The sequence below is a fragment of the Streptomyces sp. NPDC043996 genome, assembly GCF_056435225.1.
The window spans coordinates 39,733-65,759 of sequence record NZ_JBWKEY010000013.1; the positions used below are offsets into that span (position 1 = coordinate 39,733).

The following is a 26,027-nucleotide window of genomic DNA, read 5'->3' on the forward strand; positions in this document are numbered from 1 at the left end:
GGTACACCCCCACTCCGGTGGCGGGGCCGCATGACCGAAGCCGCCCCCACCAGGGAAACTGTCCTCGTGCCCGGCTCACCGGGCGCGCCACGGCCCGGTCGGGGGACGGTCGGTCACGGCCAGCGAGGAGAGGTTTCACCATGAAGACGTCGAGGGTCCGCGAGAGCCTGCTCGCGGGGGCGCGCGGCCTGTATCTGGCGGTTTTCTCGCTGGCGGGGTCGATCACGCTCTTCGTGTTCGCCGTGGTCTCGATCGCGTTCATCCTGCTCGGGATCGGCCTGTTCACGACGCCCGCCGTCCTGATGGCCGTACGGAAGTTCACGACGCTGACCCGGGTGCACGCGGGCGAGTGGGCGGACGTGCGCATCCCGGTCCCGTACGGCGAGCGGCCCCGGCGCCGGGGCCTGTCCGGGCAGGTGGAGCTCTGCTCGCACCTCCTGAAGGACCCGGCGACCTGGCGGGACCTCCAATGGCTCCTGGTGTGCATGACGTTCGGCTTCGTGCTCGTGATCATCCCGCCCGCCCTGGTCCTGTACATGGTGTACGGCTGGGTGCTCGCCTGCGGCGTGTGGAAGCCGATCTACGAGGCGGGCGGCGGCGAGTGGTTCGCCTTCATCCACGTCACCTCGCAGGCCACCGCCTTCGGTGCCGCGGCCCTCGGCACCGCGTTCTTCGTGACCGGCGTGTACGTCAACCAGCCCTTGCTGCGCGCCCACTTCCTACTCGCCCGCACGCTCCTCGCCCCCACCGCCGCCATGCGGGAGCGGGCGCTGGCCCTGCGGGTCGACCGCCTGGAGGAGACCCGGCACGACGCGGTGGACAGCTCCGCCGCCGAGCTGCGCCGCATCGAGCGCGATCTGCACGACGGGGCCCAGGCCCGGCTCGTCGCCATGGGCATGGACCTCGGCACCATCGAGGCGATCGTGGAGAAGGACCCCGCCAAGGCCAAGGAGATGATCGCCAGGGCCCGGCAGAACTCCGGCGAGGCGCTGACCGAACTGCGCGACCTGGTGCGCGGCATCCACCCGCCGGTCCTCGCCGAGCGCGGCCTCGGCGACGCGGTGCGGGCGCTCGCGCTGCGCCTTCCGGTGGCCACGGAGGTGGACGTGGTGCTGCCGGGGCGCGCGGACGCGTCGGTGGAGTCGGCGGCGTACTTCGCGGTGAGCGAGGTCCTGACCAACGCGGTCAAGTACGCGGAGGCGGAGCGCGTCTGGGTGGACGTCCACCACGCGGACGGCATGCTCCGCATCGCGGTCACCGACAACGGCAGGGGCGGGGCGAGCGTCGGCGCCGGATCGGGGCTGAGCGGGATCGAACGGCGGCTCGGTACATTCGACGGCATACTCGCCGTCAGCAGTCCCGTTGGCGGCCCGACCATGGTGACCATGGAGATTCCTTGCGAGTTGTCCTAGCCGAAGATCTCTTCCTGCTGCGCGACGGTCTGGTGCGGATGCTGGAGGCGTTCGACTTCGAGATCGCGGCCGCCGTCGAGACCGGACCAGAACTGACCAAGGCCCTCGCCGAGTTGCGGCCGGACGTCGCCGTCGTCGACGTCCGCCTTCCGCCCTCGCACACCGACGAGGGCCTGCAGTGCGCGCTCGCCGCGCGCCGCGCCCGTCCTGGCCTGCCGGTCCTCGTGCTGTCCCAGCACGTGGAGCAGCTGTACGCGCGCGAGCTGCTCGCCGACGGCAACGGCGGCGTCGGCTATCTCCTCAAGGACCGGGTGTTCGACGCCGAGCAGTTCATCGACGCGGTGCGCCGGGTCGCGGCGGGCGGCACCGCGATGGACCCGACGGTCATCCAGCAGCTGCTGTCCCGGCGGGCCGCGGACGAACCCCTTGGCGCGCTGACCCCGCGCGAGCGCGAGGTCCTGGAACTGATGGCGCAGGGCCGTTCCAACGCCGCGATCGCCGGGCAGCTCGTGGTGACCGAGCGGGCCATCGCCAAGCACACGTCCAACATCTTCGCGAAACTCGGTCTGCCGGTCTCGGACGACGACAACCGCCGTGTCCTCGCCGTTCTCGCCTTTCTCGACCAGGGCCGCTGAACCGGCGCCCGTCCTTTCCCGGAATTCCTCCCCGCCCCGTTGAACGCCGCGGCCGCGGGGCGCGTACGTCATCCCATGGGACGCACCACACGACGCACGTCACGAAAACGATCGAAGCTCGCCCACCGGGCGATCGCCGCGTCGGCGGCGCTCATCCTGGGCGGCGGCGGCCTCGTCGCGCTGAATGTCTACGCGAACGCCGAGGACAGCGCGGGGCCGCCGCCGCGGGCCGAGAGCGGCGCGCCGCGGGCCACCACGATCAGCTGCCCCGACGTGGGCAACCAGCTGCCCGAGGTGCCCGCGGACGCGCGCGCCGACGTCGACCGCGAACTCGCCGCTCTGGACACCCAGATCACCGAGGCGTACACGCGGTTCGCCGAGGCCGACGACCGCGCGGACCAGGGCGCCGTGCTCGGCCCGCTGGAGGAGCAGCGGCGGCCCGCCCTCGCGAACATCCGCTCCGCGATCGACCGCAGCGGCCAGGCGCCCGAGAACCTCGACAGCATGGCCGCCTGCACCATGCGCGCCGACGACGACGGTGGCGGCGGTCAGCAGCCGGGGGACCAGCCGCCACAAGGAGGCGAGGGCCAGGACCAAGGGCAGGGCGAAGGGCAGAACCCGGGGCAGGATCAGGGGCAGGACCAGGGGCAAGGTGACGACGGCCAAGGCCAGGACCAGGGACAAGACCAAGGTCAGGGCCAGGCCGGGAACGGTCCCGAGGCCGGTGACTTCGTCGACATCACCACCGTCCGGCCCAACGTCCAAAAGCCACGGCCGCAGCGCGGCGCATCCCGCGGCACCTTCACCACGCGCTGCGGCACGAACAAGAACGGCAAGTTCAACCCGGACAACGTCATCGTGGCGCCCGGCGTGAGCAACGGCGCCCACCACATGCACGACTACGTCGGAAACCAGGAGACCGACGCGTTCTCCAGCGACCAGGAACTCGCCCGCGGCCGCACCAGCTGCCGCAATCAAGGCGACAAGTCGACCTATTACTGGCCGGTGCTCCGGCTCCAGAACGGAAACGACGAGAACGACTCCGACGCGGACGGCGGCGGCCGGGACAAGAACGTCGGCGAGATCCAGACCCCGGCCCAGGTCACGTTGAAATTCGCCGGAAGTCCCGTCGGCAAGGTCACCGCGATGCCGCGTTTCCTGCGCGTCATCACCGGTGACGCCAAAGCCTTCACCAATGGCGACGCGAATGCCAACGCCTCCTGGAGCTGCACCGGATTCGAGAACCGGCAGCTGAAGGACAAATACCCGATCTGCCCCGAAGGCAGCGACGTGGTCCGCACCTTCAACTTCCAGAGCTGCTGGGACGGGCGGAACACCGACAGCGCCAACCACCGCACGCACGTCGCCTTCGCCGATCCGCGCAGCGGCCGCTGCCCGCGGGGCTTCCGCGCCATTCCGCAGCTGGTGCAGCGCGTCGTGTACGACGTGCCGCCGGGGCCCGGCTTCGCCGTCGACTCCTTCCCCGAGCAGCTCCACAAGCCGGTCACCGACCACGGGGACTTCATCAACGTCTTCGATCAGCGGCTGATGCGGACCGTCGCCACGTGCCTCAACGAGGGGCGGCGTTGCGCTTAGCGCTGTGCTGGCTCAGCAGTGCTGGGAACTGCGGGTCCGTTGTGGCTGGTCGCGCAGTTCCCCGCGCCCCTTCGGCGCGCTCATGAACCGGAGCGGTCCTCTCCCCCCTACGCCACTCACCCGTGGTGTGAGGACCGCTCCACCGTCCCGCCGAGGTGGCCGCGCAGCGCGGTGATCACCTTGGGGTCGCCGACCGCCACCCACTTCCTGCCGACGAGGTAGGTGCCGCCGTAGTCCTTCGCCTGGTTGAGCCACTCGCGCTCGCCGCGGTCGGTGGCGAAGGTGGCGAGCACGAAGCGGCCGTCCTCGTTGCGGCAGTTGGCCTGCCGCAGCTCCTGCGCGTCCGTCTGGAGGGCGGGCGCGCACTCGGCCTTCGCGGCCAGCTCCTCCAGGGAGCCCGTGGCCGTGACCGGCGCCCCGCCGCCCCGGGAGCCGCCGTCGTCGTCGGCCGCCAGGCCCGCCGCGATGACCAGACCGATCGCCGTGGCCGAAACGGCCCCGGCCGCCCACACCATGCTCCTCATGTCCCGCTCCCGTCTCATCAGGTGATGTGAACGCGCCTTGTCCGTGCGTTCCGTTCCGTCCCGGTGGCCGCCCGGATACCGTGCGCCGCAGCCATCGACGCAGGGGGTACGCATGTACGAACCATCGCGACGCTCGGTACTCGGCACCGCGGGCGCCCTCGGCCTCACCGGCCTGGGCGCCGCTCTGGGAACGGCACTCCCGGCCCACGCGGCCGACGGGCCCGTGCGGGGCCCCGCCCTCGATACGGACGCGGCGCGCGCCGTGCTCAATCGGCGGCTTCCGCACCACGCGGACCAGTTCCGCCTCAGACTCACCCCGGCACCAGGGGGCGGGGACCGCTTCCGGGTGACGGGGACCACGGGCCGCGTCGAGGTGGCGGGCACCACGCCCGCGGTCCTGCTCACGGGCGTCCACTGGTACCTGAAGTACGTGTGCGGCGCGCACATCGCCTGGAACGGCGCCCAGCTGGACCTGCCGCGCCGCCTGCCCGCCCCCGCGCGCCCGCTCACCCGGTCGACCGCGCTCCCCCACCGCTTCGCGCTCAACGACACCAACGACGGCTACACCGCCCCGTACGCCGACTGGCCGTACTGGGAGCGGATGATCGACATCCTGGCACTGCACGGCTGCAACGAGGTGTTCCTCATCGCGGGCATGGAGGACGTCTACCACCGCCTCCTGAAGGACTTCGGGTACAGCGACGCCGAGTCCCGCGCCTGGCTGCCCGCGCCCTCGCACCAGCCGTGGTGGCTGCTGCAGAACCTGTCCGGGTACGGCGGCCCGCTCTCGCCCGAGCTCATCGCCCGCCGCGCGGCCCTCGGGCGGCGGATCGTGGCCCGGCTGCGCGAGCTCGGCATGGCGCCGGTCCTGCCCGGCTACTACGGCCACGTCCCCGACGGCTTCGTCGAGCGCAACGGCGGCGACGCGCGCGTGGTCCCGCAGGGCACCTGGCACGGCTTCAAGCGCCCCGACTGGCTCGACCCGCGCACCGACGCGTTCGCCCGGGTCGCCGCGGCCTTCTACCGCCACCAGCGCGAGGTGTTCGGCCCGGCGGACCACTTCAAGATGGACCTGCTGCACGAGGGCGGCACCCCGGGCGACGTGCCCGTCCCCGACGCCGCGCGCGGCGTGGAGCGGGCCCTGCGCACGGCGCGGCCCGGGGCGACCTGGGTGATCCTCGGCTGGCAGGAGAACCCGCTGCCGGAGCTGCTCGACGCGATCGACAAGAAGAAGATGCTGATCGTGGACGGCGTCTCCGACCGCTACGCGAACGTCACCGACCGCGAGAAGGACTGGGGCGGCACGCCGTACTGCTTCGGCACGATCCCCAACTTCGGCGGGCGCACCACCCTCGGCGCCCGCGCCCACGTCTGGCAGGAGAAGTTCTTCGCCTGGCGCGACAAGCCCGGCAGCGCGCTTGCCGGGACCGCGTACCTGCCGGAGGCCACCGACCGCGACCCGGCGGCCTTCGAGCTGTTCTCCGAACTGGCCTGGCGGGACGAGGAGGTGGACCGGGCCGCCTGGTTCTCCGGCTACGCCGACTTCCGGTACGGCGGCCGCGACCGCTCCGCGCGGGCCGCGTGGCGCGCCCTGCACGACACGGCGTACCGGCACACGGCCGTGGAGCGCAGCGACGCGCACGACTCGCTGTTCGCCGCCCGCCCCGACCTGTCGGCGAACCGCGCCGCCGAGTACGCGCCGCGCGCCCTCGCCTACGACCCGGCCCGCTTCGACGCGGCGCTCGCCGGGCTCCTCGGCGTCGCGGGCCCGCTGCGCCGCAGCGCCGCGTACAAGTACGACCTGGTGGACGTGGCCCGCCAGGCCCTCGCCCACCGCTCCCGCCAGCTCCTGCCCCAGCTGAAGTCGGCGTACGAGCGCGAGGACCAGGCGGCCTTCCGCGCCCTGTCCGCCCTGTGGCTGCGCCTGATGCGGCTCGCCGACGACGTCACAGGCGCCCACGAGGCGTTCCTGCTCGGCCCGTGGGTGGCGGACGCGCGGAACCTCGCGACGAACGACACCGAGCGCGCCGAGTTCGAGCGCACCGCGAAGGTCCTCATCACGGTCTGGGGCGACCGCCCCACCTCGGAGGGCGGCAAGCTGCACGAGTACGGCAACCGCGAGTGGCACGGGCTCCTGCGCGACTTCTACACGCCCCGGTGGCGGCTGTGGCTCGACGAGCTGGCCGACGCGCTCGCGGCGGGGCGCGCGCCGCGCGCCGTGGACTGGTTCGGCGAGGTCGAGGAGCCCTGGACGCGGCGCCGCGCCGACTACCCGCTGCGCCCCGTCACGGACGCCTACCGGACGGCCGCGCTGGTCCGGGACGCCCTCGCGAAGGCCCCCTACCAAGGCACCCTCGACGTCACCGCCGAGCCGCCCGCGTTCCCGCCGGGCGGGCACGCGCGCGTGCGGGCCCGGTTCCGCAACGTCAACGGCCTGCGCGCCACCGGCCGCGTCGACTTCGCCCTCACCGGCATCGACGCGAAGCCCGAAGGGCCCACCTCGCTGCCCCGGGTGCCCGCGGGCGGCTCCGGCACGGTCGCCTGGCGCGCCGAAGCGCCCGGCACGCCCCTGGACCGGCCCCTGCGGCCGCTGCCGTACACGCTCACCGTGGACTACGGCCCCCAGGGCGAGCGGCGCGTCCGGTCCGTCCACGAGGGCACCCTCTTCGAGGCCGGGCCCCTCGGCTCCGCCTGGCGGACGTACACCAGCAACGCCGCCGTCTTCGGCGAGCTGGACGGGCGGTACGCCATCGACGGCGGCGGCGCGGACCTGTGGCGCGGCACGGCGGAGTTCGGGGCGCTCTTTAGGCCGGGGGCCCTGCGGGACGGCGGCTCCGTGACCGTGCGCGTCGACTCCCAGGCGGCGACCGGGCCCTGGGCGCGGGCCGGGATCATCACCCGCGACTCCCTGTCCACGCCCCTGTCGCCCGGCTTCGTGAACCTCGCCGTGACCCCCGCGAACGGGGTCGTGCTGTCGTACGACTCCAGTGGCGACGGCACCCTGGACACCTACCGGCGGATCACCGGGGTACGGACGCCGGTGCTGCTGCGGCTGTCCCGGGCCGGGGGCTCCTTCACCGGGGCGCTGTCGCTCGACGACGGTACGACGTGGCGGACCGTCGCCACCGTGCCGGTGCCCGGGGGCGGGGCGGTTCGGGACGTGGGCCTCTTCATGACCGCCACGCATGGTGGGGGCGGGGCTCGTGGCACGGCGGAGTTCAGCGACTGGCACGTGGGCTGACCCTGCCGGGGGCCTCCCCCACCCCGCCCCTTCCCGAAACCATGGGGCTCCGCCCCCTGGCACCCCCGAAAAGCATTGGCGCTCCGCGCCTCGTCCTCAAACGCCGGACGGGCTGAAGATCCCCGGCTGTGGCTGAGACGATTTCAGCCCGTCCGGCGTTTGAGGACGAGGCCGAAGGCCGATTGCTTTGAGCGGGGGAACGGGGGCAGCCGCACCCGGATCGGGAAGGGGCGGGCCTGGGGCGCCCCGCGTGAAGTGACCGCCAGGGCATTCGCTCGTTCTGCTGAACGTGTCGTCATCGCAGTCCACCATCGACGTAGAGCAGGCCGAGGCCGCCGTCGTCGAGCACTATCCCCGCCTGGTCCGCCTGGCCTACCTGGTCCTGCCGCCGGGCCTCGCCCGCAGCCGCCGCGTCCTGACCGCCCACGCGCTGGCCCAGCGCGCGCTGCCGCGCGGCCGCGCGACGGTGCCGGAGCAGCGGCGCGCGGCCGGCGCCCCGCCCGCCGCGCCCGGCTACGCCTACGTGCGCTGCCAGGTGCTGCGGGCCGCGCTCGACGCCGGGCTTCCGCTGCGGCGCAGGGCCTGGCCCAAGCGGGCCCAACTGCCGCCGCTGCTGCCCCAGGTGTGGGGCCTGCGGCTGTTCCCGCGGTCCGGCGGGGCCGATGAACTCGCCCTGGACCAGCGGCTTTCGGCCCTGTCCGGGCCCGCGCGCGCCGCGTACGTGCTGCGCGGCCTCGAACGCCTCACGGACGACGAGGCGCGCGGCGTCCTCGGCGCCGCCGGGGTCGACGACGCGGACGCCGCGCTCGCCGAGGCCGACGGCGTCGAGGCGCTGTACGCGCTCCTGGAGTCCCCCGAGTTCGACCCCTGCTCCCTCCAGGCCAGGCCCACCGACCTGATGCGGCGCAGGCAGCATCTGCGCGCCGCCGCGGTGGCCGCCGCGGCCGCCCTGGTGTGCGGGGCGCTGCTCGGCATGCCCGGCGACGGCTGGGGCCCGGACGGCGCGGCCGCTCCCCCGTACGCGAAGAACCCCGCGGCCGAGGCCGCCCTCGACCCCGCGAAGCTCACCAAGGTCGCGGCCGTCGCCTGGAAGCGGTCCACGCGCACCGACTTCACGGCCTGGCCCGCGCGCGGCGAACTCGTCGGTGACAAGACGCTGTTGCGGCGCGCGCTCGCGGTGTGGGCGCGGCCCGGCGAGTCGGTGCGCGTGTCGGCGACGCCGGGCACGGCCGCGGGGGCGCCGCCCGGGCCCGCGCAGCTTCTGTTCGCGGGCGAGGTCGACGCCGCGCGGGTGGTGCTGCTCTACGACGGCCTGCGCGTCGTGCGGTACGCCGAGCCGAGGGACGGCACCAAGGGCGCCGCGCTCGACTTCGCCCGCGTCGACGGTGCCGACGCCGCCGACGCCGGGGCCGTGGTGCTCGGCCGCTCCGACGGCAACGTCCGCTATCTGACGGCCCCCTGGGTCCGGGACGCCGCCGTCCGCGACCTGCTCAAGCCCGCGGCCGAACCGACCCGCCTTCGGCGCACCGCCGACGGGGTCACCGCCCCCTTCGCCAGCCCCGCCCTCGCCACGGACTGCCGCGCCTGGAACGCCCTGCAGCTCCGCGACCGGGACGGCACCACGCGGCTCGGCACCGACCTGGGCGAGCTGACCCCCGCGCACCTCACCGCGGGGCGGCCGGGCGCGCCCCGCGAGGCCGTCGCCGCCGACTGGTCGAAGACCGCCTGCTCCCTCGCGGCCGCGCGCTCGAACGGGGTGCGGACCGTCAACGCGTGGTCCTACGCCCGGCAGGACCTGCCCGACGCGAGCGGGGCCGCCCACTGGGTGTGCACCCGCGCCGAGACCTGGCGCGGCGACGGCGGGCGGGTCCTCGCGCAGGTCTTGACGCCCGGCGCGGCCGCGGGCTCCGTGGCCGCGAAGGCCGAGGGCTCCGCGGCGTGCGGGGTGCGGGAGCCGCGGGTGCTCGCGGGCGTGCTGTGGAAGGCGCGCACCGGGCAGTGGTACGTGCTCGCCGCGGGCGGTGGCGGGGTGAACTCGGTCAAGGTGTCGGGCCGGGACCGGGTGGCCGGTGCCACGGTCGCACTCCCCGCGAAGCAGGGCGAGCGCCTCCAGCTGACGGCCCGCCTCAGGGACGGCGCCACCCTCTCCACGCTCCAGTGACCCGCTCCCCAACAGGGCCCGGTGGGTGGGGAGAAGGGAGCTGAAAAAGGCGGTGCAGGTGGGTGTACGGGCCTCGTACCCGCAAGTACATTGACGCCATGTCTAATACGAAGGCCCGGCTCCCCCAGCCCGTCGCCTCCGAGCACATACCGCTCAAGGCGCGCCGCGTCTCCTTCTCCTGGGAGGAGACGCCCCTGCACTGGCTCCCGGGCGACCCCTTCAGCACGCACACGATCAACGTCCTGCACCTCCTGCTGCCCGCCGGGGAACGCTGGTTCGTGCATGTGTACAAGCAGGTGCTCCCCCTGATCACCGACGAGGAACTGCGCGCGGACGTCATCGGGTTCATCGGCCAGGAGGCCATGCACGCGCAGGCCCACGACGAAGTCCTGCCGCACCTGCGGGACCTCGGCCTGGACCCCACCCCGTACACGGCGCAGGTCGACTGGTTCTTCGAGAAGCTGCTCGGCGACCGCACGCTGCCGCCGGGCAAGGCCCGCCGCTGGTGGCTCCTGGAGCGCGTCGCGATGATCGCGGCCATCGAGCACTACACCGCCTTCCTCGGCGACTGGGTCCTGAACGCGGCGGAGCTCGACCGGCGCGGCGGCGACCCCATGATGCTGGACCTGCTGCGCTGGCACGGCGCCGAGGAGGTCGAGCACCGCTCCGTCGCCTTCGACCTGTTCCTGCACGTCGACGGCGGCTACGGCCGCCGGGTGCGGACGTGGGCCGCTGCCTTCGGCGCCCTGGTGTTCCTGTGGCAGCGCGGGGCCCGGTTCTTCATGGCGAACGACCCGACGCTCACCGACGGCAAGGCCACCTTCAGGGACTTCCACCGCGCGGGGCGCGCGGGCACGCTGCCCACGACCGGGGCCATGCTCCGCTCCATCCCCACGTACCTGAGCCGCTCGTACCACCCCTCGCACCAGGGCAGCACCGCGCAGGCCGTCGCCTACCTCGCCTCGTCCCCGGCCGCCACGGCCGCCGAGGCCCGCGCGAACGGAGCCGCGTGACATGCCGCTGTCCCGCGCCCGCGGCGCCCTGCTCCTGACCGGCGCCGCCCTCGTCGCCCGGCAGACCAGGCGCGCCCTGCGCCGCCGCGTGGACGCCTCGCCGCTGTGGCCGCTGCCCGCGCTCGCGGAGCCCGTGTCGGGGCGGCCGCGCACCCGCGCGCTGCGGCTGCGCGTGGCCCGGCACGAGAGGGCCGCCGACGGCGTCGTCCAACTGCGCCTGGAGGGCGCCGGGTTGCCCGCCTGGGAGCCGGGCGCCCACATCGACCTCGTGCTTCCTTCGGGGCTCGTACGGCAGTACTCGCTGTGCGGGGACCCCGAGGACACGTCCTCGTACACGATCGCCACCCGGCTCATCGGCGCCGGGGAGGGCGGGCGCGGTGGGTCGCGGGAGGTGCACGAGGGCTTGCGCGAGGGCGCCCTGGTGGAGGTGCGCGGGCCGCGCAACCGCTTCCCGCTGGTCGCGGACGCCCCCGCGTACGTCTTCGTGGCGGGCGGCATCGGGATCACGCCGGTGCTCGCCATGGTCCGGGCCGTCGAGGCCAGGGGCGGCGCGTGGCGGCTGCTGTACTGCGGGCGCGGCCGGGCGTCCATGCCGTTCCTGGAGGAGATAGAGAAGCTCGCGAAGCCGGGCGGGCCCGGCGGGGGGCGCGTCACCGTCGTCGCCGAGGACGAGAGCGGGCGGCCGGACGTCGCGGGGTTCATCGGCGACGCGGGGAGCACGGGCGCCGCCGTCTACGCGTGCGGGCCCGAAGGGCTCATGGCCGCGGTCACCGGCGCGCTGCCCGAGGACCGTCCGCCGCACCTGGAGCGGTTCGCGCCGCGCGCGGCGGCGGGCGGCGCCGCCGCCTTCGAGGTCGAACTGCGGCGCAGCGGGCGCACCGTGGCCGTGGGCCCGGACACCACGGTCCTCGCGGCCGTCCGCGCGGCCCTTCCCAGCACCCCGTACTCCTGCGAGCAGGGCTTCTGCGGCACCTGCCAACAGCGGGTCCTGGAAGGCGACATCGACCACCGCGACGAGCTCCTGACCGACGGCGAGCGGAGCGACTCGATGCTGATCTGCGTGTCGCGGGCGCGCGGGGAGCGGATCGTCCTCGACCTGTGACCGCGCGCCGCGTCCGCGAACGGGCGGAGCGGGGGCCTCCGTTCACGGCCCGCCCGGCTCGGTAGAGTGTTCGCATGACTACGGGGACGCGACGCAGGATGGGCGTGGAGGAGCGGCGGCAGCAGTTGATCGGGGTCGCGCTCGAACTGTTCAGCCACCGCTCGCCCGAGGACGTCTCCATCGACGAGATAGCCTCGGCCGCCGGCATCTCGCGCCCGCTGGTGTACCACTACTTCCCCGGCAAGCTCAGCCTGTACGAGGCCGCTCTGAAGCGGGCCGCCGACGAACTGGCCGAGCGGTTCGTGGAGCCGCGCGAGGGTCCCCTTGGGGCGCGCCTGCTGCGGGTGACGGGCCGGTTCTTCGGCTTCGTCGACGAGCACGGCCCCGGCTTCTACGCGCTGATGCGCGGCGGCCCCGCCGTCGGCTCCTCCACCACGAACGCGCTCATCGACTCGGTGCGGCAGGCGGCGTACGACCAGATCACCGCGCACCTGGGGATCGCCGAACCGCCCGCGCGGCTCGAACTCGTGGTGCGCTCGTGGATCTCGCTCGCCGAGTCCACGGCGCTGATCTGGCTGGACGGCCGCCGCATCCCGCGCGAGGAGCTCGAGCTCCAACTCGTCCATGACTTCGCGGCGTTGGCCGCCGTGAGCGCCGCGTACGACGAGGAGATGGCGCGGCTGCTCGGCGGTGTCCTCGCCGACGAGCCGGCCGACGGGCCCTTCGCCGACCTGCTCAGCCGGCTCGCCGCGCTCGCGCCGAAGGCGGCCCTGCCCTCCTAGGGGCGGCCCCTTCCGGGCGGCCCGGAAGCCCCCGGGGGCCTAGGCGTCCGCGCCCGTCAGGCGCAGCGCGAGGAGCGCGATGTCGTCGTCGCGGTCGCGGCCGAAGCACTCCAGGAGCGTGTCGCACAGGGCCGTCACGCCGGGCGGCGCCTCGGCCGCCGCGACGCGCAGCTGCTCCATCGACACGGCCAGGTCCGTGCCCCGCGTCTCGATGAGCCCGTCGGTGACCATCAGGAGGCGGTCCGAGGGCCCGAGGCTGGCCTCCACGGGCGGCGGCCTGCGCAGCCCGAGGCCGAGGAGCGGACCCGCGACCTCCAGGTAGGCGGCCTTGCCCGGGCCCTGGACGACCAGCGGCGGGATGTGGCCCGCGTTCGCGACGCGGGCGCGGCCCGAGGCCAGGTCGACGAGTGCCAGGCACATCGTCGCCGTGGTCTCCGGGTGGTAGTGCTGGAGCATGCGGTCCAGGCGCTCGGCGAGCACGCCGGGATCGGGGTCCTCCAGGCAGTAGGCGCGCAGCGCGTGGCGCAGCTCGACCATCACGGTGGCCGCGTCGAGGGAGTGCCCGGCGACGTCGCCGATGCCGGTGAGGACGCCGCCGGGCGTGGTCAGCGTGGCGTAGAAGTCGCCGCCGATCTCCGCCTGCCGCGAGGCCGGTTCGTAGCGCACGACGATCTCCGCCCCCGGCACTTCGGGCAGGTCGCCCGGCAGGAAGCTGTGCTGGAGCGTGAGGGCCACGTGGCGGCCGTTCTCGAACATCAGGAGCTGCTCCGCGACGCGGGCGGTGGCGTGGGCGAGGCGGCCGAGCTCGGCCGCGTGGTCGCGCGCGTACGCCGGGACGGCCAGGCACACCGGGCCGCGGTCCGCGCGGGTGCGGGCCAGCGCGAGGAGCGCGCCGACGGGGGCGCTCCACCCGCGCGCGGCGCCGTCGCGCGGGCGGGCCAGCGCGTGCGGCGGCCAGCCGCGGGCGTCCCCGCCGCAGGCGTGCGGGCCCTGCGCGAAGGGTCCCGCCCCGAAGAACCCGGCCGGCCACACCGGCGCCGGGATGACGGTGCTGTGCACGCCGGTCCTGCCCGCCATCAGGCTCTGGGCCAGGCGGGCCACCGTCTCGTGGGCGCCCCGGTCGGGCGGCGGCGTCGCGCCCCGGGACCAGGAGAGGCCCTGCCGAATCCCGCCTTCGTCGTCGACGACGAAGGCCGCCGCGGGGGTGCCGCTGAGGCGGGCCGCGTGGGCGGCGGCGGTCTCGGCGAGTTCGCGCGGGGAGCGCGCGGACTGTACGTCAAGGACGGCCTCGGCGAGCAGGGCGAGGCGGCCCGCGCGGCTCCGGGCGGCCCTGCGGTGGCGGCCGCCGCGCGCCGCGGCGCCGACCACGGCCTGGATCTCCTCCGGCTCGGCGGGCACCGTCAGATACGCCTCGCCACCCGCGTCGAGCCCCCGGCACCGGTCGACGGAGCCGTGCGCGACGGCCGAGAAGTGCACGACGGGCAGCTCCGCGGTCGTCGGCGACGCCTTCATGCGGCGGCACAGGTCGAAGCCGCTCATGTCGGGCAGGCCGACGTCGACGAGCGCCACGTCGGGCAGCCCGGCCCCGCGCAGCAGGACGTCGAGCGCGGTCAGGGCCTCCCCGGCGCTCCCGACGAGGACGACCTCGTGCCCGGCGCGGCGCAGCACCGCGCCCAGCGCGTACCGGCTCGCGGCCACGTCGTCGACGACCAGGACCGTCGTCGGCCCCGGCCGGGCCCTCTCCCGGCCCTCGGTGTTCTGCTTGGTCCTCACGGTGGACGGCTCCCCGAGCGGCGAACGGCACGGCGGGCCCCGCAGGCCCGCCCCGACCACGCTAGCGCCGCACCGGCCCCCGGGGGAGCGCGTGCGGCCGGTGCGCCCCCGGGCAGCGGGAGTCCGCGGGATCTTCCCCGCGCACGGCCGCGGCGCCGATACACTCCGCTCCCCGGGCGGCCCGCGGCCGGGCGCCCGTGTCGACTCCGCTTCTGGCCCAGCCTCCCCGCGACCCCTCGCGGGGGCCCGCTCGTGACCTCCTCCTCCCGCCGGACGTTCAGCACCGTGTCCGGCTCCCCCGGTGCGACACCGCGCGACACCGGGGGCACCGCAGTCGATCCCCCGTACCGGCAAGGGACTTCATGACCCAGCACATCACCGACGTCGCCGACGAGCCCGACCGCACCGACACCGCCGCGCGCACCGGCTGGTGGCACGACGCCGTCATCTACCAGGTGTATCCCCGCAGCTTCGCCGACTCCGACGGCGACGGCATGGGCGATCTGCGGGGCGTCACCGCCCGCCTTCCGCATCTGCGGCGGCTCGGCGTGGACGCCGTGTGGCTGTCGCCGTTCTACGCCTCGCCGCAGGCCGACGCCGGGTACGACGTCGCGGACTACCGCGCGGTCGACCCGGTGTTCGGCACCCTCGCCGACGCCGACGACCTGGTGCGCGCGGCGCACGCCCTGGATCTGCGGGTGATCGTCGACATCGTGCCCAACCACTGCTCGGACCAGCACGAGTGGTTCCGCGCGGCCCTGGCGGACGGTCCTGGCTCGGCGGCGCGGGACCGGTTCCACTTCCGCCCCGGCAAGGGGGTGCGCGGCGAACTGCCGCCCAACGACTGGGAGTCGGTGTTCGGCGGCCCGGCGTGGACGCGCGTGGACGACGGCGAGTGGTACCTCCATCTGTTCGCGCCCCAGCAGCCCGACTTCGACTGGGAGCACCCGGCGGTGCGCGAGGAGTTCCGCTCGGTCCTCAGGTTCTGGCTCGACCTCGGCGTCGACGGCTTCCGCGTGGACGTGGCGCACGGCCTGATCAAGGCGCCCGGCCTGCCAGACGTCGGCCACGGCGAGCAGGTCAAGCTGCTCGGCGTGAAGCCCACGCCGTACTTCGACCAGGACGCGGTGCACGAGGTGTACCGGGACTGGCGCGAGCTCCTCGACTCCTACGGCGGCGAGCGGATCGCCGTCGCCGAGGCGTGGACCCCGACGGTGGAGCGCAGCGCGCTGTACCTGCGCCCGGACGAACTGCACCAGGCCTTCAACTTCAGCTATCTGACCACCGGGTGGGACGCCGGGGCGCTGCGTGCCGTCATCGACCGCTCGCTGGCCGCCATGAACGCCGTGGGCGCCCCGTCGACGTGGGTGCTCTCCAACCACGACGTCGTCCGGCACGCCACGCGCCTCGCGGACGGCGACGCGGAGCGCGGCCTGCGCCGGGCGCGCGCCGCGACGCTGTTGATGCTGGCGCTGCCCGGCTCGGCGTATCTGTACCAGGGCGAGGAGCTCGGCCTGCCCGAGGTGACGGACCTGCCCGACGAGGTGCGCCAGGACCCGGCGTTCTTCCGCGGCTCCGGGCGGGACGGCTCCGGGCAGGAGGGCACCCGCGACGGCTGCCGGGTGCCGCTGCCGTGGTCGGGGACGCGGCCGCCGTTCGGGTTCGGGCCCGTCGAGGGCGGCCCGAGTTGGCTGCCGCAGCCCGCCGCCTGGCGGGACCTCACCGTGGCAGCCCAGGAGCGCGACCCGGGCTCGACGCTCGCCCTCTACCGGGCCGCGCTGGCCCTGCGCCGCGCGCATCCGGCGCTTGGGGCGGGCGACGCCGTCGCGTGGCTGGACGCCCCGCCCGGCGTCCTGGCGTTCCGCAGGAGCGGCGGGGGCCGCTCGGTGGTGGTGACGGTGAACCTCACCGGGGAGGCGGTGACGCTCGCGGACGCGGGCGAGTTGCTGCTGAGCAGCGCCAACTCCGATGCCTCCGGCGGCGACCGGGCGCGGGCCGCGGCCGGTGCGGTGCTGCCGCCGGACACGACGTCCTGGTGGGCAGGGTGAGACACGACCGGTACAGTCCAATCCTGTGACCGCGCGACTGGCCGACATCGCAGCCCAGGCGGGGGTCAGCGAGGCGACCGTGAGCCGGGTCCTGAACGGCAAGCCGGGCGTCGCTGCGGCCACCCGTCAGTCCGTGCTCGCCGCGCTCGACGTCCTCGGCTACGAGAGGCCCGTACGGCTGCGCAGGCGCAGCGCGGGCCTCGTCGGCCTGATCACGCCGGAGCTGGAGAACCCGATATTCCCCGCGCTCGCCCAGGTGATCGGGCAGGCCCTGACCCGGCAGGGGTACACACCGGTCCTCGCCACGCAGTCGCCGGGCGGCTCCACGGAGGACGAGCTCACCGAGATGCTGGTGGACCGGGGCGTCGCGGGCATCATCTTCGTCTCGGGGCTGCACGCGGACACCACAGCGGACGTCGAGCGCTACGAGCGGCTGCGGGCGCAGGGCGTCCCGTTCGTCCTCGTGGACGGCTTCTCGCCCGCCGTGCGGGCGCCGTTCATCTCGCCCGACGACCGCGCGGCGATGCGCCTGGCGGTCACGCACCTGTCCTCGCTCGGCCACACCCGCATCGGCCTGGCGCTCGGCCCGCGCCGCTTCGTGCCCGTACAGCGGAAGATCGAGGGCTTCACGCGCACCATGCGGGAGCGCTTCCGGCTGTCGGCACAGGCCGTCGAGGCGGAGCTCGTCGAGCACTCCCTGTACACGCTCGAAGGCGGACAGGCGGCGACGGCCGCGCTGCTCGACCGGGGCTGCACCGCTGTCGTCTGCGCCAGCGACATGATGGCGCTCGGCGCGGTGCGGGCGGTGCGCGAGCGGGGCCTGGAGGTGCCGGACGACGTCTCCGTGGTCGGCTTCGACGACTCGGTGCTCATCGCCTTCACGGACCCGCCCCTGACGACGGTCCGCAAGCCGGTTCCGGCCATGGGGCAGGCCGCCGTCCGTACGCTCCTCGAGGAGATCGCGGGGACGCCCGCGCCGCACAGCGAGTTCGTGTTCATGCCCGAGCTGGTCGTCCGCGGCTCGACCGCGATGTCCCCGGACGGAAGGCCCCCCACCCCCTAGGGGTATGGCGCCTCGCACCCCTTGGGAGGGGCCTGAAGCACCTCGTCCCTGCGGCGTAGGGCGTGCGCCCGGAACCCATCCGGGGGATGATCTGAGGGGTGGTGGGTATCTGGCAGACTTTGTGCCTATGGGTGAGATGACTGTGACGACACTGGAAGGCCGCCAGAAGGCCGCCACATCACCCATCGCGGGCGATGCGGATGACCGAAAAGCCAGGAATCTCCTGCGCCGGCTTCGCACCCCGCGCCGGCCTCGGCTCTGGTTCGAGATCCTGCTGATCGCGGTGAGTTACTGGACGTACTCGCTCATCCGCAACGCGGTGCCGGAGCAGAAGGCGGAGGCGCTGCGCAACGCCGACTGGATCTGGGACGCGGAGCACACGCTCGGCCTCGCCGTGGAGCGCTCCGTCAACCACGCCGTCGACTCGGTGACATGGCTCATCGTCGGCATGAACTACTACTACGCGACGCTGCACTTCGTCGTCACGCTCGGTGTCCTCGTGTGGCTGTACCGCAGCCATCCCGGACGGTACGCGGCCGCGCGCCTGGCGCTCTTCGCGACCACCGCGGTGGCCCTGCTCGGTTACTACCTGTATCCGCTGGCGCCGCCGCGGCTGATGCCCGGCGGGGACTTCATCGACACGGTCATCGTGCACAACACCTGGGGGTCCATGGCCTCCGGTGACCTGAAGAACGTGTCGAACCAGTACGCGGCCATGCCGTCCATGCACATCGGGTGGTCGCTGTGGTGCGGCCTCACCATCTTCGCGCTGGCGTCCGTGCCGTGGGTCAGGGTGCTCGGCCTTCTGTACCCGGTCGCGACGCTCGTGGTGATCGTCGCCACGGCCAACCACTTCTGGCTGGACGCGGTCGGCGGCATGATCTGCCTGGCCTTCGGCTACGCAGTGGTCCGCCTCTGGTACGGGGCGCTGCCCCAGGGCCTGCCGCGTCTCATCGAGCCGGCGTCCTCGCGGGGCGCCACCGAACGGGCCGCGAGCAGCCCGTCCGGCGTTTGAGGACGAGGCCGCAGGCCGAATCGCCCCGCAAGGCCTACGCCCCGTAAAAGCGCTGCTCCACCACACCCCGGGCCCGCCGGGTGATCCGGCGGTAGTCGTCCAGCATGTCGCCGACGTGCCCGGACTCGTACCCCAAGTAACGCCCCACCGCGGCGAGTTCCCGCCCGTCGGAGGGGAACGTGTCACCGGCCCGGCCCCGCACCAGCATCACGGCGTTGCGCACCCGCGTCGCGAGGACCCAGGCCTCGTCGAGGATCTCCGCCTCGTCGGCGGGGACCAGCCCGGCGGCGCAGGCGGCGGCGAGGGCCTCGCGGGTGCGGGTGGTGCGCAGCCCTGGCTCGGCCCAGCCGTGCTGGAGCTGCAGGAGCTGGACGGTCCACTCCACGTCGGAGAGCCCGCCGCGGCCCAGCTTGGTGTGCAGCGTGGGGTCGGCCCCGCGCGGCAGCCGCTCGGACTCCATGCGGGCCTTGAGCCGGCGGATCTCACGGACGGCCTCGTCGCCGAGGCCCTCGGCGGGGTACCGCAGCGGGTCGACGAGTTCGATGAAGGCGCGCCCGAGCTCGGCGTCGCCCGCGACGGGCTCGGCGCGAAGCAGCGCCTGGGACTCCCAGACGAGGGACCAGCGGCGGTAATAGGCCTCGTACGACTTGAGGGTGCGCACCAGGGGGCCGCTCTTGCCCTCGGGGCGCAGGTCGGCGTCGACGAGGAGCGGCGGGTCGGCGGAGGGCACCTGGAGCAGCCGCCGCAGCTCGGCGACGACGGCGGCCGCGGCCTTGGCCGCCTCGTGGTCGTCGACGCCCTCGCGCGGCTGGTGCACGAACAGGACGTCGGCGTCGGAGCCGTAGCCGAGCTCCCGGCCGCCGAAGCGGCCCATGCCGATGACGGCGAAGCGGGTGGGCAGTTCGTCGCCCCAGCCGTCGCGGACGACGGCGCGCAGGGCGCCCGCGAGGGTCGCGGCGGTGAGGTCGGAGACGGCGCCGCCGACGCGGTCCACGAGCGCGCCCGCGTCGGGCCCGCCCGCGGTGCCGTACGAGGCGATGAGGTCGGCGGCGGCCGTGCGGAACAGCTCGCGCCGCCGCACCCCGCGCGCGGCGGTCACCGCCTGCTCGCCGCCCTCGGCGCGGCCCACGGCGGCGAGGACCTCCTGTTCCAGGGGCGCGCGGAGGCGGGGTTCGAGGCCGCGCTCGTCGCCGAGCAGGGCGACCGCCTCGGGGGCGCGAAGGAGCAGGTCGGGGGCGAGGCGGCCCGCGGAGAGGACCCGGGCGAGGTTCTCCGCGGCCGCGCCCTCGTCGCGCAGCAGGCGCAGGTACCAGGGGGTCTTGCCGAGCGCGTCGGAGACCTTGCGGAAGCCGAGGAGGCCCGCGTCGGGGTCGGCGGAGTCCGCGAACCAGCCGAGCAGGACGGGCAGCAGCGTGCGCTGGATGGCGGCCTTGCGGGTGACGCCGGAGGCGAGGGCCTCCAGGTGGCGCAGGGCCGCGGCGGGGTCGGCGTACCCGAGCGCGACGAGCCGTTCGCGGGCCGCCTCGGTGCTGAGCCGGGTCTCGCCGGGGGCGAGCTGGGCGACGGCGTCGAGGAGCGGGCGGTAGAAGAGCTTCTCGTGCAGTCGGCGCACGACGGACGTGTGCCGCTTCCAGGCGCGCCCGAGGTCGGTGATGGGCTCGGTGCGCAGGCCGAGGGAGCGGCCGATGCGGCGCAGGTCGGCGTCGTCCTCGGGCACCAGGTGGGTGCGGCGCAGGCGGTAGAGCTGGATGCGGTGTTCCAGGGCGCGCAGGAAGCGGTACGCGTCGTCGAGCTGGGTGGCGTCGACGCGGCCGACGTAGCCGCCCCGGGCGAGCGCGGCCAGGGCGTCCAGGGTGGTGCCGCTGCGCAGTGACGGGTCCGCGCGGCCGTGCACCAACTGGAGCAGCTGGACGGCGAATTCGACGTCGCGCAGGCCGCCGGGGCCGAGCTTCAGCTCGCGGTCGACCTCGCCCGCGGGGATGTTGGCGATGACGCGGCGGCGCATGCGCTGCACGTCGACGACGAAGTTCTCGCGCTCGGCGGCGTGCCACACCAGGGGGGCGACGGCGGCGACGTACTCCTGGCCGAGCTCGAGGTCGCCCGCGACCGGGCGCGCCTTGAGCAGCGCCTGGAACTCCCAGGTCTTGGCCCAGCGCTGGTAGTAGGCGAGGTGCGAGGAGAGGGTGCGCACGAGGGGGCCGTTGCGGCCCTCGGGGCGCAGATTGGCGTCGACGGGCCAGATGGTGCCCTCGACGGTCGTGTCGGAGCAGATCCGCATCAGATGGGAGGCGAGGCGGGTGGCGGCGCGCAGCGCCTGGGCCTCGTCGCCGCCGTCGGCGGCCTCGGCCACGAAGATGACGTCGACGTCGGAGACGTAGTTCAGCTCGTGGCCGCCGCACTTGCCCATGGCGATCACCGCGAGGCGGCACCGGGCGGCGTCGGCGGGCGCGGCGGCGCGGGCCATGGCGAGGGCGGCGCGCAACGTCGCGGTGGCGAGGTCGGCGAGCTCGGCGGCGGTCTGGGCGACGTCGGTGGTGCCGCACACGTCGCGGGCGGCGAGGGACAGCAGACAGCGGCGGTAGGCGACGCGCAGCGACACGGGGTCGCTGGCCTCGGCGAGGCCGCGCTCGAATTCCTCGACGCCCGGGTGCAGATCGGCCGCCTCGTACGTGACCAGGGCGCGCCAGTCGCGCGGGTGCCGGGCGAGGTGGTCGGCGAGGGCCTCGGACGCGCCGAGGACGCCGAGGAGCCGGTCGCGCAGGGGCTTGGCGCTGACGAGGGTGTCGAGGAGTTCGCGCCGGTCGGTGTCGCCGTCCTGCGCCTCCACCAGGCGGACCAGGCCGAGCAGCGCCAGGTCGGGGTCGGCGGTGGCGCCGAGCGCGTCCAGGAGCACGGGGTCGGTGCGCACGGCGTCGAGTTCGGGGGCGGCGAGGAGCCGCTCGGCCGCCGACGGGTCGGTGAAGCCGTGCCGCAGCAGCCGCGTGAACGTGCTGCTCCTGCGCCCTTGCGGCAGCGTCATGCCCGCGCCTCTCCCTCGTCCATCCCTGGCCAGAGCCTACCGAGCGGTGCCGGGCGGGGCTCCCACGGCCGATGAGTTCCGCGCGCGTGCGGGGTCTGCCCTGGGACGTGACCATGGACGACAGGAGGCCGAGTCATGGCGAACCGCGCACCCCGTACGGAGATCGACCCCCGCTACAGCAGCGAGGGGGCCGTCGCGACCCCGTGGTCGCGGGCCCTTGAGGTGCTGACCGGGGCCGAGCTGTTCTGGATCTCGACGGTACGGCCCGACGGGCGCCCGCACGTGACGCCGCTGCCCGCGGTGTGGCGGCACGGCGCGCTGCACTTCGCCACCGGTCCCGCCGAGCGCAAGGCGCGGAACCTGGAGTCCAACCCGGAGGTGGTCCTGACGACGGGCAGCGACCGCTGGGCCGAGGGCTTCGACCTGGTGGTGGAGGGCGCGGCGGTCCGCGTCACCGACGAGGAGCGGCTGCGGGACCTGGCGGCGGCGTGGGAGGACAAGTACGGCGCCTTCTGGCACTACGAGGTGCGCGAGGGCTGCTTCCACCACGGCGCCGGGCACGCGTACGTCTTCGCGGTGGCGCCGCGCACGGCGTTCGGCTTCGGCAAGGGCGAGCCGTTCAGCCAGACGCGGTGGCGGTTCGCGTGACGGGGCGGATCGCGTGACGGCGGGCGCCAGGGCGGTTGGCCGCACCCCCTCCCGTATCGAACAAATTTCCGTACGATGGGCGGCCCGGGGCCGCGCACGAGCCCGTATCGCACGCATGTCCGTATCGCGCTGTACGCCCCTATCACGGCGTACGCCGGGGATGAAAGGGATCAAGCCATGGAGTGGACGCTCGAAGTCGTGTCGCTGCCGGTGTCGGACCTCGACCGGGCCAAGGAGTTCTACGAGACGAAGTGCGGCTTCAAGGCCGACCTGGACACCGAGGTCGCGCCCGGCGTGCGGGTCATCCAGATCACGGCCGCCGGGGTCGCGCTGTTCGTTCGCGATGGTGACGGGACTGCCGCTGGCGCCGGGCCAGGAGACGATGGCGCCCGGCACGCTGCACGGACTCCAGCTGTGCGTGACGGACATCGAGACGGCGCGCGCCGACCTTGCGGGACGCGGGGTGGACGTCACCCCCGTGCGGACGCTGGGCGCCCAGGGCTGGGTGGACGGCAAGGGGGACGCGGAGTGGAGCTCGTTCTGCTTCTTCAAGGACCCGGACGGCAACAGCTGGGTCGTCCAGGAGGCCCCCGCACCGTTGGCCGAACGCTGATGCCGACCGGCGGCGGGTCTGTTTGCATCGAGGGATGGACTACACCCTCGAAGTGATCCCCCTGCCCGTCAGCGACCTCGACCGGGCCAAGGAGTTCTACCGCGACCGGTGCGGCTTCCACGTCGACATCGACCAGGAAGTCGTGCCCGGCGTGCGGCTCATCCAGCTCACCCCGCCCGGCTCCGGATGTTCGGTCATGCTGGGCGACACGGTCTGGGAGGGCATGCCGGGCCCGACGCCCGCGCCCGGCGCCTACCAGGGCCTCCAGCTCGTGGTCAGGGACCTGAAGCAGGCCCGCGACGAGCTCACGGCCCGTGGCCTGGAGCTGTCCGAACCGGTCTCCTACTCGGACGCGGACGGCGGCACGTTCCTGTACTTCTCCGACCCGGACGGAAACGGCTGGTCCATCCAGGAGTACCGGCTGCGGGCCACGACGCCGCTGCGCGACGCCCTGCGCCCGAGCTGAGCGGACCGGGGCCGCTCGGCCTCAGCCGCCGAGCCTCTCCTCCATCCAGGCCACCCCGAAGTCGACCACGTCCCGGGCCTCGAACAGATGGCTCTCGGCCGCGCCGACGCTCCCCCGCAGGCCCTTGCCCGTGGCCAGGAGCTCACGGCCGATGACCTCGAAGGGCCAGACGCCGTCGGGCACCACCGGGGAGTAGTCGAAGGCGCCGTCCGAGGAGTCGATGTCGTGAAAGCGCCGCCAGACGCGCTCGCCGCCCTCCAGGACGGGTTGTTCGTAGTCCACGAACCGCTTGCCAGGAGCGTCGGCGAGCGCCTCCGCGTGGTGCAGCAGCGTGAGGGAGTCCAGCGGCGCGCCGAGCAGCAGCACCCGGCCGCCTCGGTCGACGAGGCGCGCCAGCGGGCTGTCCGGGCCGTGCGGGTCGTCCCAGGGGTGGTCGGCCATGAGCTCGTCGGCGTGCGCGCCGAGGGCCGCGAAGCTGGCGTCCGGGTGGCGGCTGCGCACGGCGCCGGGCCAGCGGCGCAGCGCCTCGGGCAGCCGCCCGTTGGCGTGGTCGGCCTCGCTCAGGTCCGGGTCGTACGCCGGGTGCTCCGCGCGCAGGGCGTCCTGCCACTCCTGGGGCCAGTCGGTGGTCCACTCGTACGGCGGCGCGTCGTTCCAGCCGCAGGTCACCATGAGCGTGCCGCGCTCCCCCACGACGTCGGCCAGGGCCCCGATGAGCGTCTGCGGTCCGCCCGCCACGTACCCGATGGCCGACATCTGGGTGTGGAACATGACGACGTCCCCGTCACCGAGCCCCAGCGCCCGCAGCTCACGCCCGAGCCGCCCCCGGGTCACGGGGCCGCCGGACCTCTTCAGCAATTCCCCTTCGTCCATGACCGCGACGCTATCCGCGCACCACCGCCCACGAGCAACTCATTTACGGACGTGGGGAGTCGGGGCGCGAAGGCCGCCCCGGGGCTCAGCGGTCCGTCGTGGCGCCCAAGGGCTCGCCGACGATGCGCTCGGCGAGGAGGGCCGCCAAGCGCCGGGCGTCCCGCTCCAGTTCGGCCCGCGCGGCGGCGCGCTCCGCGGCGACGCGGGCGGTGCCCGCGGCCACGACCTCTTCCCGCTCGCGCAGCCCGGCCTCCCGGGCCGCCCGTATCTCCTCGGTGCCCTCCTCCATGGCGCGCTGCCGCGTCAGGGCGGCCTCGTGCCGCGCGTCGGCCAGGATGCCCGCGCGCGCCTCGCGCACCCTGACCGCCTCGGCGAGCGTCGCTTCGGCCTCCCGGGTCCGCCCCGTCGTCAGCCGCTCCCGCTCGGCGAGCGTCCGTGTGAGGCGGGGCAGCAGCACCCCGGCGAAGGTCCAGAAGACGGCGGCGAACAGCACGCCGCCGATGAGCAGATCGGCGACGCGCGGCTGGAGGGGACCGAGTTCGAGCGCGAGGACGTCCATGCCGGACGATCTACCCACACTCCACCCGTAACGAACATGCTTTCCGGCGAACATCCGCCCGAATCAGCACACTCGCTACAGCACCGGCAGGTTCTTCCGCAGCTCGAACGCGGTGACCTCGGAGCGGTACTCCTCCCACTCCTGCTTCTTGTTGCGGAGGAAGAAATCGTAGACGTGCTCGCCGAGCGTCTCGGCGACCAGTTCGGAGCGTTCCATGAGGTGGATGGCCTCGCCCAGGTTCTGCGGCAGGGGCTCGATGCCCATCGCGCGGCGTTCGGCGTCGGAGAGGGCCCAGACGTCGTCGTCGGCGCCCGGCGGGAGTTCGTAGCCCTCTTCGATGCCCTTGAGTCCGGCGGCGAGGAGGACCGCGTAGGCGAGGTAGGGGTTGGCGCCGGAGTCCAGGGAGCGGACCTCGACGCGGGCCGAACCCGTCTTGCCGGGCTTGTACATGGGCACGCGGATGAGCGCGGAGCGGTTGTTGTGGCCCCAGCAGATGTACGAGGGGGCCTCGCCGCCCGCGCCCGCCGTGCGCTCCGAGCCGCCCCAGATGCGCTTGTAGGAGTTCACCCACTGGTTGGTGACCGCGGAGATCTCGGCGGCGTGGCGCAGCAGGCCCGCGATGAAGGAGCGGCCGACCTTGGAGAGCTGGTACTCGGCGCCGGACTCGTAGAACGCGTTGCGGTCGCCCTCGAAGAGGGAGAGGTGCGTGTGCATGCCCGAACCGGGGTGCTCGGAGAACGGCTTGGGCATGAACGTCGCCTGGACGCCCTGCTCCAGGGCGACCTGCTTCATGACCAGGCGGAACGTCATGATGTTGTCGGCGGTGGAGAGCGCGTCCGCGTAGCGGAGGTCGATCTCCTGCTGGCCCGGGCCGCCCTCGTGGTGGCTGAACTCCACCGAGATGCCCATGGATTCGAGCATCGTGATGGCCTGGCGGCGGAAGTCCATGCCCACGTTCTGCGGGGTGTGGTCGAAGTAGCCGCTGGTGTCGGCGGGGGTGGGCCGCGAGCCGTCCAGGGGGCGGTCCTTCAGGAGGAAGAACTCGATCTCGGGGTGGGTGTAGAAGGTGAAGCCGAGGTCGGAGGTCTTGGCGAGGGCGCGCTTGAGGACGTAGCGCGGGTCCGCGAAGGACGGGGAGCCGTCCGGCATCAGGATGTCGCAGAACATACGGGCCGTGCCGGGGGCCTCCGCGCGCCAGGGCAGGACCTGGAAGGTGCCCGGGTCCGGCTTGGCGATCATGTCGGACTCGTACACGCGGGCGAAGCCCTCGATCGCCGAGCCGTCGAAGCCGATGCCCTCGTCGAAGGCCTGCTCCAGCTCGGCGGGGGCGACCGCGACCGACTTCAGGAAGCCGAGTACGTCCGTGAACCACAGGCGTACGAACCGGATGTCGCGCTCCTCCAGAGTGCGGAGCACGAACTCCTGCTGCTTGTCCATCTCGACTTCCACCCATCCTTGCTGGTCGGAACCGGCTGCTCCCAAGC

The 26,027-nt window shown here is 74.1% G+C and carries 19 protein-coding genes and 1 pseudogene; 14 read left to right on the top strand and 6 right to left on the bottom strand.

Features of this window, described 5'->3' with window-relative positions:
• Window positions 1-140 precede the first annotated feature (140 nt).
• The 3 genes from AC07A4_RS29905 to AC07A4_RS29915 all read left to right on the top strand — a co-directional run bounded on the left by AC07A4_RS29905 (window position 141) and on the right by AC07A4_RS29915 (window position 3,643).
• Window positions 141-1,412 (top strand): sensor histidine kinase, encoded by a 1,272-nt coding sequence (locus AC07A4_RS29905; RefSeq protein WP_478604456.1) that lies wholly within the window; start codon window positions 141-143, stop codon window positions 1,410-1,412.
• A complete protein-coding gene (locus AC07A4_RS29910) occupies window positions 1,397-2,047 on the top strand; it encodes a LuxR C-terminal-related transcriptional regulator (protein WP_478604459.1) in 651 nt (216 codons plus the stop codon). The genes AC07A4_RS29905 and AC07A4_RS29910 overlap by 16 nt, the downstream gene beginning before the upstream one ends.
• A 75-nt stretch (window positions 2,048-2,122) precedes the next feature.
• A complete protein-coding gene (locus AC07A4_RS29915; RefSeq protein ID WP_478604462.1) occupies window positions 2,123-3,643 on the top strand; it encodes a DUF1996 domain-containing protein in 1,521 nt (506 codons plus the stop codon).
• A gap of 116 nt (window positions 3,644-3,759) precedes the next feature.
• Here the strand turns inward: AC07A4_RS29915 and AC07A4_RS29920 are convergent, their stop codons facing one another.
• Complete coding sequence (locus tag AC07A4_RS29920; protein WP_478604464.1) at window positions 3,760-4,167, bottom strand: hypothetical protein; 408 nt, start codon at window positions 4,165-4,167, stop codon at window positions 3,760-3,762.
• Between the two features lie 112 nt (window positions 4,168-4,279).
• Between AC07A4_RS29920 and AC07A4_RS29925 the strand changes: the two genes are divergently transcribed.
• The 5 genes from AC07A4_RS29925 (at window position 4,280) to AC07A4_RS29945 (ending at window position 12,466) form a co-directional block, all read left to right on the top strand.
• A complete protein-coding gene (locus AC07A4_RS29925; RefSeq protein ID WP_478604467.1) occupies window positions 4,280-7,408 on the top strand; it encodes an alpha-N-acetylglucosaminidase in 3,129 nt (1,042 codons plus the stop codon).
• A gap of 289 nt (window positions 7,409-7,697) precedes the next feature.
• A complete protein-coding gene (locus AC07A4_RS29930; protein ID WP_478604469.1) occupies window positions 7,698-9,569 on the top strand; it encodes a hypothetical protein in 1,872 nt (623 codons plus the stop codon).
• Window positions 9,570-9,667: 98 nt separating this feature from the next.
• The gene (locus AC07A4_RS29935) at window positions 9,668-10,582 is read left to right on the top strand and encodes a metal-dependent hydrolase (protein WP_478604471.1); all 915 of its coding nucleotides are present in this window, start codon (window positions 9,668-9,670) and stop codon (window positions 10,580-10,582) included.
• 1 nt (window position 10,583) lies between these two features.
• Window positions 10,584-11,684 carry a PDR/VanB family oxidoreductase gene (locus tag AC07A4_RS29940; RefSeq protein WP_478604473.1) on the top strand — a complete coding sequence of 367 codons (1,101 nt, stop codon included), beginning with the start codon at window positions 10,584-10,586 and terminating at the stop codon, window positions 11,682-11,684.
• A gap of 74 nt (window positions 11,685-11,758) precedes the next feature.
• On the top strand, window positions 11,759-12,466 hold the full coding sequence (locus tag AC07A4_RS29945; RefSeq protein WP_478604475.1) for a TetR/AcrR family transcriptional regulator: 708 nt from the start codon (window positions 11,759-11,761) through the stop codon (window positions 12,464-12,466).
• A 39-nt stretch (window positions 12,467-12,505) separates the two neighbouring features.
• Here AC07A4_RS29945 and AC07A4_RS29950 read toward each other — a convergent pair whose 3' ends face one another.
• Window positions 12,506-14,239, bottom strand: coding sequence for a SpoIIE family protein phosphatase (locus tag AC07A4_RS29950; protein ID WP_478604477.1), 1,734 nt, complete (start codon window positions 14,237-14,239; stop codon window positions 12,506-12,508).
• Between the two features lie 362 nt (window positions 14,240-14,601).
• On the opposite strand from AC07A4_RS29950, the gene AC07A4_RS29955 reads away from it, so the two are divergent.
• The 3 genes from AC07A4_RS29955 (at window position 14,602) to AC07A4_RS29965 (ending at window position 18,365) form a co-directional block, all read left to right on the top strand.
• A complete protein-coding gene (locus tag AC07A4_RS29955; protein ID WP_478604479.1) occupies window positions 14,602-16,287 on the top strand; it encodes a glycoside hydrolase family 13 protein in 1,686 nt (561 codons plus the stop codon).
• Window positions 16,288-16,312: 25 nt separating this feature from the next.
• Entirely contained in the window at window positions 16,313-17,350 is a 1,038-nt protein-coding gene (locus tag AC07A4_RS29960; protein ID WP_478604482.1) for a LacI family DNA-binding transcriptional regulator, read from the top strand.
• Window positions 17,351-17,477: 127 nt separating this feature from the next.
• Complete coding sequence (locus AC07A4_RS29965; protein ID WP_478604485.1) at window positions 17,478-18,365, top strand: phosphatase PAP2 family protein; 888 nt, start codon at window positions 17,478-17,480, stop codon at window positions 18,363-18,365.
• A 34-nt stretch (window positions 18,366-18,399) separates the two neighbouring features.
• Here AC07A4_RS29965 and AC07A4_RS29970 read toward each other — a convergent pair whose 3' ends face one another.
• Window positions 18,400-21,384 carry a bifunctional [glutamine synthetase] adenylyltransferase/[glutamine synthetase]-adenylyl-L-tyrosine phosphorylase gene (locus AC07A4_RS29970; protein ID WP_478604487.1) on the bottom strand — a complete coding sequence of 995 codons (2,985 nt, stop codon included), beginning with the start codon at window positions 21,382-21,384 and terminating at the stop codon, window positions 18,400-18,402.
• A 135-nt stretch (window positions 21,385-21,519) separates the two neighbouring features.
• On the opposite strand from AC07A4_RS29970, the gene AC07A4_RS29975 reads away from it, so the two are divergent.
• From AC07A4_RS29975 to AC07A4_RS29985, 3 genes and pseudogenes are all read left to right on the top strand, one after another.
• On the top strand, window positions 21,520-22,032 hold the full coding sequence (locus AC07A4_RS29975) for a pyridoxamine 5'-phosphate oxidase family protein (protein ID WP_478604489.1): 513 nt from the start codon (window positions 21,520-21,522) through the stop codon (window positions 22,030-22,032).
• Between the two features lie 177 nt (window positions 22,033-22,209).
• A pseudogene (locus AC07A4_RS29980) lies at window positions 22,210-22,645 on the top strand (VOC family protein).
• Between the two features lie 34 nt (window positions 22,646-22,679).
• Complete coding sequence (locus AC07A4_RS29985; protein WP_478604492.1) at window positions 22,680-23,111, top strand: VOC family protein; 432 nt, start codon at window positions 22,680-22,682, stop codon at window positions 23,109-23,111.
• 21 nt (window positions 23,112-23,132) lie between these two features.
• Here AC07A4_RS29985 and aac(3) read toward each other — a convergent pair whose 3' ends face one another.
• The 3 genes from aac(3) to glnA form a co-directional block, all read right to left on the bottom strand.
• Window positions 23,133-23,984, bottom strand: coding sequence for an aminoglycoside 3-N-acetyltransferase (aac(3), locus tag AC07A4_RS29990; protein WP_478604494.1), 852 nt, complete (start codon window positions 23,982-23,984; stop codon window positions 23,133-23,135).
• A gap of 85 nt (window positions 23,985-24,069) precedes the next feature.
• A complete protein-coding gene (locus AC07A4_RS29995; protein WP_478604497.1) occupies window positions 24,070-24,543 on the bottom strand; it encodes a F0F1 ATP synthase subunit B family protein in 474 nt (157 codons plus the stop codon).
• 75 nt (window positions 24,544-24,618) lie between these two features.
• On the bottom strand, window positions 24,619-25,980 hold the full coding sequence (gene glnA / locus AC07A4_RS30000; RefSeq protein WP_478605030.1) for a type I glutamate--ammonia ligase: 1,362 nt from the start codon (window positions 25,978-25,980) through the stop codon (window positions 24,619-24,621).
• Window positions 25,981-26,027 lie beyond the last annotated feature (47 nt).